Source organism: Enterococcus mundtii, from assembly GCF_002947535.1.
In the GTDB taxonomy this organism is placed as follows: domain Bacteria; phylum Bacillota; class Bacilli; order Lactobacillales; family Enterococcaceae; genus Enterococcus_B; species Enterococcus_B mundtii_B.
In genome coordinates, this window is the sequence record NZ_PUAP01000016.1 from 98297 (window position 1) to 109937 (window position 11641).

Below are 11641 nucleotides of genomic sequence, written 5' to 3' on the forward strand. Positions count from 1 at the left end.
TCTGTTGTTCCTTGGGTTCATTTGATTTTATTGTTCTTTGTCTTTTCTTCTTTCCGCTCTAGCAGCGCGTCTGGCAGCACGTCTAGCTTCTGCTTCTGGGTCAACCGTGCGTTCTTTTTTGACTCTCGGCTTTTCGACCTCTGGATTTTCATTACCGGCTGTCGGTTCGATCTTCGCTTTGATTTTTTCCAATTGTCCGGTCATTGCTGCATAGTTATAAAAACGTTTTTTCGCATCTTGGATCGTTTTGTCGAATAATTGCTCCGCAGCCTGTGGATGGATCGTTTCCAGAGATGAAAAACGGACTTGCTTGCGCATGAAGTCAGCCATCATTGAGAAATCAGGTTTTTTATAGTCTAGCGTCATCGGCGTTTTATTCTTTTCGATCAATTCAGGATTATAGCGATACAACGACCAATAACCTGAAGCCACTGCTTCTTTTGCTTCTTTGATCGATTCTTTCATTCCACCTAGTAACCCATGAGCAATACATGGCGTATACGCAATGATCAACGATGGTCCAGGGAATTTTTCCGCTTCTTCAAATGCTTTGATCGTTTGCATTTGATTTGCACCTGAAGCAATTTGCGCTACATACACATTCCCATATGTCATCGCCATCATGCCTAAGTCTTTCTTCGACGCATATTTCCCATTTGCTGAGAATTTAGCGATTGCCGAAGCAGGTGTGGCTTTTGAGACTTGTCCACCTGTATTAGAATACACTTCATTATCCATGACTAAAATGTTGACATCTGCGCCACTTGCCAAGACGTGATCGATTCCACCAAATCCGATATCATACGCCCAACCATCGCCACCGATCATCCATTGACTATTTTTGACAAATAGATCTTTATCCTGGTAGATCGTCTGTAATTCTGGTATAAGTTCGAGTTCAGTTTCAATTGCTGCACATAATTTTGCGGCGCGCTGTTGCGTGCCTTCGCTCTCAAACATATGTGCCAACCAGTCTTCCATCAATTGACGTAATTCTGTGGAAACTTTTGGCATCATTTTTTTCATTGTTTCCGCTAATGCTTCTCTTCTTGTTTGTGCGGCTAAAAGCATTCCGTACCCAAATTCAGCATTGTCTTCTAACAATGAGTTTGACCAAGCTGGTCCCTGTCCACAGTCATTTGTGGTAAATGGTGAAGCAGGTGCTGCTCCACCCCAAATGGATGAACAGCCTGTGGCATTGGCAATCATCATGCGATCACCAAACATCTGTGTCAATAACTTCACGTAAGGCGTTTCGCCGCAGCCGGAACATGCGCCTGAAAATTCTAATAAAGGTTGATTGAATTGGGTCGATAACACTGTATTTTTACCTTTGACTGGATTTTCTTTTTGACGCAGTGTCATTGCAAATGCCCAATTGATTGCTTGTTTCTTTTGCTCTTCATAAGGCTTCATCACGAGTGCTTTGCCTTTTGCAGGACAAGCTTCGACACATAGACCACAACCGGTGCAATCTTCGACAGATACTTGGATACGATACTTCAATCCATCTGGTCCACGCATTTCTCGAACAATAAACCCTTCCGGTGCTTCTTCCAGTTCTTCCTCATCGGCTAAGAATGGTCGAATCGCTGCATGTGGACAAACGAAAGAACATTCATTACACATCGTACAGCGCTCACTGATCCATTCAGGTACTTCAAGTGCGACTCCGCGTTTTTCGAAAGCAGCTGTTCCTAAAGGCATATCGCCTCGTGTCATTCCATTTTCTGCCAAGGTTCTAACTGAGAGCTGATTTCCTTCTTGGGCGTTGATTGGTTCAAGGATGTCTCTAATATAGCGATTTGAGGTGTTCATTTCTTTTTTTGGAAGCTCCAATGTTGCCCATTCAGCCGGTACTTCGACTTTATGCAACAATTCCACCGTGCGATCGATCGCCTTGATGTTTTTTTCAACGATCGCCATTGATTTATGACCATAACTTTTCAAGGCTTCCTCTTTCAAAATCGGCAGGACTTCTTCAAATGGTATGATATTCGCCAACTTGAAAAAGGCCGTTTCCATTGCCGTATTGATCCGCCGACCTAATCCGACTTCTTGCGCCAAGCGCATCGCATTGATCGTATAAAATTGGATCTCGTTTTCTGCTAAGTATCGTTTTAGATGCGTAGGTAGATGTGTCGCTAATTGTTCATCCGACCAAAGTGTATTCAACAAGAAAGTCCCTTTTGGTTTCAACCCTTTAACTAGATCATAGCTGTGGAGATAAGCAGGCGTATGACAAGCCACAAAATCGGCATGCTCGACTAGATAGGTCGAACGGATCGTCGTATCACCAAAACGTAAATGCGAAACGGTCAAACCGCCTGATTTTTTTGAATCATAGTAAAAATAGCCTTGGGCATATTTGTTCGTATGGTCCCCAATGATTTTGATCGCTGATTTATTTGCTCCAACAGTCCCATCAGATCCAAATCCCCAGAATTTCGCTTGGTACGTATTCGCTTCGGTCAAATCAAGCGACGGTCCTACGTCAAGAGAATGATAAGTCAGATCATCAACGATCCCGATCGTAAAGCGTTTCTTCATATCCGTTTTTTCTTTTTTCAATTCGTCATAAACCGCGACGATTTGATCAGGGGTCACATCTTTTGAACCAATGCCATAACGTCCACCGATCACTTTCAGATGACGTTCTGCATCATATAACGCACTTTGAACGTCTAGTAACAAAGGTTCTCCCCCTGCTCCAGGCTCTTTGCTGCGATCTAATACAGCGACTGCTTTTACGGAATTCGGTAGTTTTTCGATCAATGTCTCAATTGGAAACGGACGATATAAATGGATATTCAAGAACCCGACTTTCCGACCGTTTTTGTTCAAGTAATCAACTGTCTGTTGGATCGTTTGCGCAACTGAGCCTATTGAAATAATGACTTCTTCTGCGTCGGCTGCTCCATAATAAGTAACCAGATCATAAGAAGTTCCTCGCAGTTCATTGATTCTATCCATATACTTTTTCACGATTTGAGGTAAACGATCATAGTATTGATTGATCGTTTCTCGTTGTTGGAAATGGATATCAGGGTTTTGATTCGTTCCACTGGTCGTCGGCCGATTAGGGTTCATCCCACGTTCACGAAATGCCTGCAATTTTTCTTGCGGGATCAAAGGTGCTAATTCATCATATTCCAACACTTCGATTTTTTGGATCTCATGACTTGTTCGAAAACCATCAAAAAAGTTGACGAAGGGGATCTCCCCTTCTAAGGAAGCTAGATGCGCCACTGGTGCTAGATCCATTACTTCTTGGACACTGCTTTCTGCAAGCATCGCAAATCCTGTTTGACGAGCGGCCATCACATCGCCATGATCCCCAAAAATATTCAGCGCATTCGTCGTCACCGCTCGACTGGCTACATGGAAAACACTAGGTAAAAGTTCACCGGCAATCTTATACATATTCGGGATCATCAGTAATAATCCTTGTGAAGCAGTATACGTTGTTGTCAATGCTCCAGTTTTTAGTGACCCATGTACGACTCCAGCAGCACCAGCTTCTGATTGCATCTCTACAACTTTCACTGGTTGTCCGAAAATATTTTTTTTGCCTGAAGCTGCCCACTGATCGACAAGTTCAGCCATTGTCGAACTAGGCGTAATTGGATAGATCGCTGCTAATTCTGTAAACGCATATGAAATATATGCAGCAGCTGTATTGCCATCCATGGTCTTCATTTTTCGCATGTTTCATCACCTTTGCTCAATTTATCTAAATAATCTTTACTATTATACCGTAAACGAACAAAGAAAACCTCCTAATTTTGAAAGAAAAATCACATGCTTCGGTTGTGTTAAGAACGCTTTGAACAGAACCGGCAGATAAAAAGCATAAATATTTTTTTCTATCTTAGAACGTTAACTTCACATTCAATTTTTTTTATCATCCTTTATGCAGTTTATAGGAAATCAAAACTGATTACACACACACACTTATTTTTTTGAACAAATCATTGTCTTTTTTGATACAAAATTATTACAATAGAAGAAAGAGGTGTTTAAAAAATGGATATTTCAATTATCGATGCAACAAAAACAAACAAAACTACTGGAATCATGTACGGAAACGAAGATGCACCAAAACAAATGATCGAATTTGTCAATCTTGCTTGTCCTTATTGTCGCCAATGGTTTATCGAATCTTACGACGTTTTAGAAGAGGCGGTTCGATCTGGAAGACTTTTACGAATCATCAAATTGTTCGACAAAGAAAAACCTAGTTTGCAAAAAGGAAATGTGATGCATCATCATATCACTACGACCGATGGAGACGTAGCATTGGAACAAATCAAAGCGATTTTCGATGCGCAGGATGAATGGAAACAACTTGATTTAGACGGGATTGCCGAATATGCTACTGAAACACTTGGCTTGACTGAACAAGAAGACCAAACAACTACTCAAGCGATCATCGATGAAGCAAACGCAGCCCACATCCAATTCGTTCCTACTGTGATCATTGATGAACATATCTTTGATGAATCGATCACACCGGAAGAATTGAGTGAATTGGTGAAATAAACCATCATTTATCCATTCTTTGATGTTCAAAATCAAAAATAGACCGAAAAGCGATTGGCTTTTCCGGTCTATTTTTTAGCGTTGTAGTAAGGAAGTATGTTTGCTTGAACGAAACTGTTGCGGTTTTTCTTGGAGGACTCGCTTGATATTCTCTACTTTTGCTTGTCGCTTAATTTCTTGTTCTATTTGTTTGAAATTTTTTAGTTTCTCCATATCCTTTTTTCGTTCACTGATTTTTTTTATTCTCATTTTATCATTGCGCTTTGAGAGGACTCGGACTGCCTCTATACTTACCCCATGTTTCATGGCATTAGTGACCTTATCAAGATACACACTATCTGCAAGGATCGCTGATTTTTGTTCATCTGTAATTCTGCGTTTCTTGTTAGATAGTCTTGTCATTTTTTTCATTGATTTTCTCTTACTAATGACTAATGATTTTTTTACCGAAAGTAGCTTCGCAATTTGACTGTTTGTTTTTCCTTCCCGAATCATCCGCTTAACATCCTGCGTTTGCTCCTCCGTCAAATAACTATTCGTCCGTCTTTTGATATTGGGATAGTTTACTAAATCCGCTTGAAACATGATTTGATAAATATTTGTCGCATTTGTGTTGAATTGCTTTGCGACATCTTTTGTTTTCTCCCCATTATTAAGCTTCGTTAAAAGCAGGTGATTTCTAATTGCATAAGTTTTATTGTGATCCAAGTTAAGAGAGACGCCAATATCGGCCATTGATTTCCCATTTTTTAATCCTTCCATAAATTTAGCATATGTTTCAGCTGAAAAAGCCGGCAGTGGTTCAGTTTTATTCCCTTGCTTATCTTTTTTCATAGGCTGTTGCACTGCCTTATTTTGGTAAACAATTTTCTGAAGTGCAGTAGTTTTCATATTGAACTTTCTAGCTAAGACGCTCGCTTTGATTCCATCTTCGCGATAATACAAAATTCGCTGATTCCTAAGTTTTCTCAGTTCATCAGCAGGCGTATAAAATCGCTCGCTGATTTCTGCTAATGGTTGCTTTTTCTCGAATGCTTGTTCAATATGACGAGTACGTGTCCGAATAACAAATTTTTGGTTGATATTCAATTGCTGGGCAACCACTCTTGTTGGCTTTCCTTGTTCTAAGCTCGCGACAATTGCTTGTTCTTGTTGATTGATATTTTTTAGCCATTTCTTACTTTCTTTTGTGACATGACTTTGCAAAGCAAGTGGTTGGCTGATTTTCTGTCGAATACGTAAAACATCTTCAACTGATAAATGAAAAGTATTGGCAACATCTTCTGGATGGGTCATTTGTAATCGTCTTAAAATGGCTTGCTCGCGTATTTTTTCTACACCACTCTCTGTCAATCTCCACCTATGTGCGACTTCTTTGATACTCACTTTTTGGACTAACTTTTTCTCGATCGTATGATTTCGAATAGCAAGTATCTGTTGACGCTCCATATGTAGATTTTTAGCAAGATCAGTCTTCGAAGCACCATTTATTAAATGATTATTGATATAGGTATTGCGCACCTCACGAATTTGGTCTAACGACATATTCAATTGGTGAGCGATTACTTCCATACGAGTCCCTTTTTTAATTTGTCGTATAACCTCTCTCTTTATAACGAATCTGACTTGCCAAAGAGTTAGGTGGTGTTTTTTTATGATATATGTGTTCGTTTTACAATGTCTTAATTCTGCTAATACGTCTTGTTTTTTTTTAATTGCTTGCGTACGTAATTGAAATCTTCTTTTGGATGTTACTACCTGCTTTTCATGATCACTCATTTATAGTTTCCTCCTAGCTAATTTGTTTGACTCTCTCGTTCTAGGAATATTTCTTTGATCTATTTTTTTAATATATAATAAAAAGAAATGAAGACAATGAGTCTAACTCATCTTGATCAAAAAGAGTGAGTGTGCTCTTTAGAATCCTTTCCACTCTTCGCTTCTATTCATTCACGTTGTGTAATCAATTTCGTTTTTACCATTTTTTCTCTTTGAATGATTTGCTGGATATTGCGGATCTTCGCTTCTTTCTTCACCTTAGCCATTAGCGCGTCAACCTTTTGTAGGTCTTTCATTTTTGCTGTTTTTTGTCTTTCTTGGATTTCTTTCCCCTTGATTTCTTCAAACCTAGTAGTCAAGACGCGGATAGTCGACTCACTAACTCCTGATTTCGAAGAATTCACAAATGGGTTCATGTAGTTTAGGTCTTGCATGATCTGTTTTTTCTGTTCCTTTGTGACTCGATGCTTCATCTTGATTGTTCCTTTTTGCGATTTCATTTTGGTATTCACCGATCTGACCAACGAGTCTTTGATACCTAGCACTTCAGAAATTTCTTTGATCGTCATTTTGCGATTGATGCAATTTATTACTGTTTTCACTTGTTCAGGTGTCAAATAATCTAAAGTACGACGCTTGATATTTGGAAATTCTGCCAAATTTGCTCGGAAAATAACTTCACGAATATTTTTGACATCCATTTTGAATTCATCCGCAATCGCTTGAGTGGATTCCCCACGGTTCAATTTTGTTAATATCTCATGATTTCTCACTTTATAGATCAGCGGAACGATTACCCCTAATTCTTTTCCCAGAGCCTTCGTTATTTTAGTTTCTTTGATTCGTTTCAGAATTTCTCGTCTTGTTTCATCAGATACTATTGAAATATCAAATGTTTTTCGAGAGCTTGCTGTAGTATGGTCAAGTTTACTAGAAGAATTATTTCGACATACAATCGATCCAACTCTGGATAACGACACATTAAATCTTTTTGAAAGAAGACTACTTGTCTTCCCTTGATCGCTTTGTATCAATAGACGAACATCTCTCAGTCGATAGAGTTCCTCGATTTCAATGTGGAAACGCTGACTGATTTCTTGACCAGTATGTCCAGCTTCGAATGATTTTTCGATTTCACGATTACGGATATCGATGACCGTTCGTTGACTGATCGTTAATTCTCGGGCAACAGTTTTTGTCGGTTTTCCTTCTTCAAGTAACCTTAGCACCTTCGCTTTGCGTTCTTCTAATTGATCCAAGAGATTTTTAATCGCTACGGACGACTCTTTTGTCTTACTATTTGATTCTAGCGAACGTTGCTTGATCAAAAATATTTGTTCCATTGATAAATTAAAATCTCTGGAAATTTCTTCAGGATGTTGTTCTTTCAATCGTTCGATAATCTGTTCATTTCTGATCGAACGGACTTTATTGACTGTTAACTGTGAATCTTTTGCTACTTCTTTTAAACTCGATCCTTTTATCAATTCAATGGCGATCCTTTTATTACGAATCTGTAGGATTTGCTTTTCACTCATCTGTAATTCAGCTGCTAATGCTGCAATCTCTCCATTTCTTGATAATGTGGTATAAATATAATCATCTCGATACCTACGAACTTGCGGAACTGTCAATTTCAACCTATAGGCAATTATTTTTTGCCTTTGTTGCCGGATGACTTCTTGAATAGCAAGCTTTTTCTTGGTTGTATAAAGACGTTCTCTACTGATTTGGTACTTGTTCATGATGTCTTTCTCCAACTGACCTGATACCAAATCACGATAAATGGCTTGATCACGTTTTTCTTTTAGTAGTCTCGTGGGATATAGCTCATCTATTTTTCGTTTCTTATTTTTATGTACTTCTTCCATAATGGCTCCTCCTCCTCACTATCACTGATTTACATTCATTATAAGCACCTAAAATCTAGGTTCATGCCCATTTTTGAGGAAAAGAAAAAAAAGTGGTCTGACATTTGTTTTCTGCTTCGATGAAATGTTTAGCCATCGAAACCGATACAAATAAGTCAAACCACATAGACTGCTTTTTTATAAATCATCCAAATTAAAATAAATGTCATTACTCCTTAGGATGCTTGTTCCTTTAATTTTTCAGCAAATTCGTTGATTTTACGAATCCGATGGTTGATCCCTGATTTTGAGATCGCCCCAGACGGGATCATCTCTCCCAGTTCTTTTAAACTGACCTCAGGATGTTGCAAGCGTAATTCAGCAATTTCTTGTAGCTTTTCCGGAAGTGCTTGTAATCCCACTCGTGCTTCGATCAATTCAATATTTTCAATTTGCTTTGATGCTGCATCAATGGTTTTGTTCAGGTTAGCCGTCTCACAGTTGACTAAACGGTTCACTGAATTTCTCATATCACGCACGATCCGTACATCTTCAAAGCGCAACATCGAATTTGTTGCCCCGATCAGAGTCAAGAAATCAGCAATCTTTTCGGCTCCTTTTAAATAAGAGATATAGCCATTACGTCTTTCTAATGTACGGGCGTGTAAACCATAGTAATTCAACATATTACAAATATCTTGGTTATGTTGTTCGTAGATCGAATAAATCTCTAAATGATAACGACTTGTTTCCGGATTATTGACTGAACCCGACGCCATAAATGCGCCACGTAAATACGAACGCATCTTTTGCGCATTTCCCATGATCTCATCGGAAACATGCCCATTGAACATCATGCCATCCATGATATCTAGATCCATCAATACATTTTTCGTTCCTTGTTTCAAGCGAACGATGTAAACATTATTCTTTTTTAATTTCATTTTCTTACGTACAAGCAGTTCACTTCGTACTTGATAATGATCTTTTAAAAGTGAGTAGATCCGTCGAGCAATTGCGGCGTTTTCTGTCTGTACATTCAAGATGAATTGTTGGTTGACGATCCCCAGTGAGCCATTCATTCGTAATAATGCGGCTAATTCCGCTTTTGCATGCTCTCGATGGACTTCTAAACCAGTCAATTCCTTCTTGACTTCAGCTGCAAATGACACGTTATCCGCCTCCTTTTCACAAAATTTTTCCTTTTATTGCTTTGAACCAAAGACGATGCGGAATAGTTCTTCGACTACCTTTTCGCCATCATGGAAGACCCCGCCATTTTTCAACTCTAAAAAGTCTGTCGAGATGACACGACAGTTTTCTTCTCTTAAGCCATTAAAATCATGAGCTACTTGGACGAGATACTCATCATAGATTTCCGGGTCCATGTAATCTTTTGGTACTTTTTCTGTATTGACTAAGACAGTATCGATAAAGGGTTGGTCTAAATGCTGATGCAGCACACGAATATGGTCAGCATCTGAAAAATGTTCTGTTTCCCCTTTTTGTGTCATGATATTACAAATGTACACGACCTCTGCTTTCGTTTGAAGCATGGCTTCCCCAACTTCTGGTATAACTAAGTTAGGAAGAATACTCGTGAACAAGCTTCCCGGACCTAAGACGACCATATCTGCTTCCATGATCGCAGAAACGACTTTGCGCCCTGCTTTGGCTTCACTTTCGTCTTCTGTATTACGCACGAATACCCGATCGATCGTTTTGCGGTCAAGAGCGATTTTAGATTCTCCGATCGCTGTCGTTCCATCTTTGAAGACCGCATGTAAAGTCAATGGCGTTTCAGAAGAGGGATAGATATGTCCATCCACGTGCATCATTCGAGACAATAGTTGCACTGCTTCATAAGTACTCCCTCTCATTTCAGCGACTGCCGCAATGATCAAATTACCAATGGTATGATTGGCTAAAAATTGATCTTCTTTTTTGAAACGGTACTGAAAGATATCTTCGTAAAATTGCGGCATATCAGATAGCGAGACTAAGACATTTCTTAAATCTCCTGGTGGTGCCATCGCAATCGATTGACGGATCTCACCACTACTGCCACCATCATCTGCGACGGTCACGATTGCTGTGATATCAGCGCCTTGATTACGTAGACTCTTCAAAATAACAGGTAAGCCTGTACCGCCTCCGACTACAACGATTTTGGGTTTTCGAATTCGGTAAGTTTTCATCTTCATGAGCGATTCACCGTCTCTTTACGCTTATCTTTGTCACGATGAGTCACGTTGACTTTATAGCTTTCACTAAGCGCCTGAGATAATCTTTCTGTCAAAGCAACCGAACGGTGTTGCCCACCTGTACAGCCGATTGCTACGGTCAAACTGCTTTTTCCTTCTTTGATATATCCTGGCATGACTGTTTTTAATAGATCAAGAAATTTCAAATAAAACAATTCTGTTTCGTCAAAGGACATCACGTAATCATATACTGGCTTGTCTTTCCCAGTCAATGGTCTTAGATCTGCGATATAATGAGGATTCGGTAAAAAACGAACATCCATCACAATATCTGAGTCGATCGGTAACCCATATTTGAAACCAAACGAAACAAACTCGATCCGAAACCCTTGATCATCTTTTGTTTTAAAGGTTTGATTGATCTTTTCACGTAGTTGTCGTGGGGTTAAAGTCGTCGTATCAACAATGACAGAAGCTTGTGCTTTGATGTCATTTAAAATTGCTCGTTCTTTACGAATGCCCTCTGTTACTAGACCATCCATCGCCATCGGATGGGTTCTTCTAGTTTCCTTGTACCGAGCAACCAGTTCTTCGTCAGAGGCATCTAAAAATAAGACAGAGGTATCGATGAAATTTGTATTTTCGATCTCGATCAACATACTTTGGATCTCATCAAAGAAAGCTCGTGAACGTAGATCCACACCAAGTGCCATCTTTGTGACTTTCCCAGACTCCTTGATCAGTTCCCAAAATTTAGGGATCAGTGTTGGGGGCATATTATCGATACAAAAGTACCCCATATCTTCAAAACTTTGAATTGCCACAGTTTTACCTGCACCGCTCATTCCTGTAATGATTACTAGTTCTAAATTATCAGCCATCCGTGTGGCCTCCTCTCTCGTTCTCCTATAAAATTATATCATCCCGGGCGTATCATTGCTAGTTCGAATTCGATTTCTTTGGTTTTTATTCAAAGACTGTGAATCAAAAATAAAGGACTTCAAAATAAGCGCGAAAAGTGAGGGGGACATTAGTCCTCTCGCATATTCTAAAACCGAATAAACGAGAGAAACAGAAAGCATCTCTTCGGAAATAAGGCGCCATCCACAAAAATTTGATGAACAAATTTCGTGGATGGCGTCTTATTTCTCGAGGCTAAACACTTCTGTCCCGACCTCTGATTGACCATTGATACGAACGAGTCAACTCGTCAGAACATTAGTCTTTGTTTAAATTACGCAATAATTCATCGATGTGGTTACCATA

7 protein-coding genes are annotated in these 11641 nt (G+C 39.4%); 1 reads left to right on the forward strand and 6 read right to left on the reverse strand.

All coding sequences use genetic code 11. The features are described 5' to 3' along the window. Nucleotides 1-27 precede the first annotated feature (27 nt). The gene (gene nifJ, locus CUS89_RS04700) at nucleotides 28-3708 is read right to left on the reverse strand and encodes a pyruvate:ferredoxin (flavodoxin) oxidoreductase (protein WP_104871237.1); all 3681 of its coding nucleotides are present in this window, start codon (nucleotides 3706-3708) and stop codon (nucleotides 28-30) included. Nucleotides 3709-4026: 318 nt separating this feature from the next. Here nifJ and CUS89_RS04705 point away from each other — a divergent pair, with 318 nt between their 5' ends. After that, the gene (locus tag CUS89_RS04705) at nucleotides 4027-4542 is read left to right on the forward strand and encodes a DsbA family protein (protein WP_104871238.1); all 516 of its coding nucleotides are present in this window, start codon (nucleotides 4027-4029) and stop codon (nucleotides 4540-4542) included. Between the two features lie 75 nt (nucleotides 4543-4617). Here CUS89_RS04705 and CUS89_RS04710 read toward each other — a convergent pair whose 3' ends face one another. From CUS89_RS04710 to rapZ, 5 genes are all read right to left on the reverse strand, one after another. Next, entirely contained in the window at nucleotides 4618-6114 is a 1497-nt protein-coding gene (locus CUS89_RS04710) for a hypothetical protein (RefSeq protein WP_146103405.1), read from the reverse strand. Nucleotides 6115-6488: 374 nt separating this feature from the next. Then, a complete protein-coding gene (locus CUS89_RS04715; RefSeq protein ID WP_104871240.1) occupies nucleotides 6489-8192 on the reverse strand; it encodes a helix-turn-helix domain-containing protein in 1704 nt (567 codons plus the stop codon). Between the two features lie 215 nt (nucleotides 8193-8407). After that, complete coding sequence (gene whiA, locus CUS89_RS04720) at nucleotides 8408-9343, reverse strand: DNA-binding protein WhiA (protein WP_010735234.1); 936 nt, start codon at nucleotides 9341-9343, stop codon at nucleotides 8408-8410. Between the two features lie 33 nt (nucleotides 9344-9376). Continuing rightward, complete coding sequence (locus CUS89_RS04725) at nucleotides 9377-10375, reverse strand: gluconeogenesis factor YvcK family protein (protein ID WP_104871241.1); 999 nt, start codon at nucleotides 10373-10375, stop codon at nucleotides 9377-9379. Beyond that, nucleotides 10372-11256 carry an RNase adapter RapZ gene (gene rapZ, locus CUS89_RS04730; protein ID WP_104871242.1) on the reverse strand — a complete coding sequence of 295 codons (885 nt, stop codon included), beginning with the start codon at nucleotides 11254-11256 and terminating at the stop codon, nucleotides 10372-10374. Before rapZ ends, CUS89_RS04725 begins: the two co-directional genes overlap by 4 nt. Between the last annotated feature and the right edge of the window lie 385 nt (nucleotides 11257-11641).

Bases quoted from the DNA above. Each gene is read 5' to 3' on its own strand.
- nifJ (WP_104871237.1), bottom strand. From the start codon at position 3,708: ATGCGAAAAATGAAGACCATGGATGGCAATACAGCTGCTGCATATATT.
- CUS89_RS04705 (WP_104871238.1), top strand. From the start codon at position 4,027: ATGGATATTTCAATTATCGATGCAACAAAAACAAACAAAACTACTGGA.
- CUS89_RS04710 (WP_146103405.1), bottom strand. From the start codon at position 6,114: ATGGAAGTAATCGCTCACCAATTGAATATGTCGTTAGACCAAATTCGT.
- CUS89_RS04715 (WP_104871240.1), bottom strand. From the start codon at position 8,192: ATGGAAGAAGTACATAAAAATAAGAAACGAAAAATAGATGAGCTATAT.
- CUS89_RS04725 (WP_104871241.1), bottom strand. From the start codon at position 10,375: ATGAAGATGAAAACTTACCGAATTCGAAAACCCAAAATCGTTGTAGTC.
- rapZ (WP_104871242.1), bottom strand. From the start codon at position 11,256: ATGGCTGATAATTTAGAACTAGTAATCATTACAGGAATGAGCGGTGCA.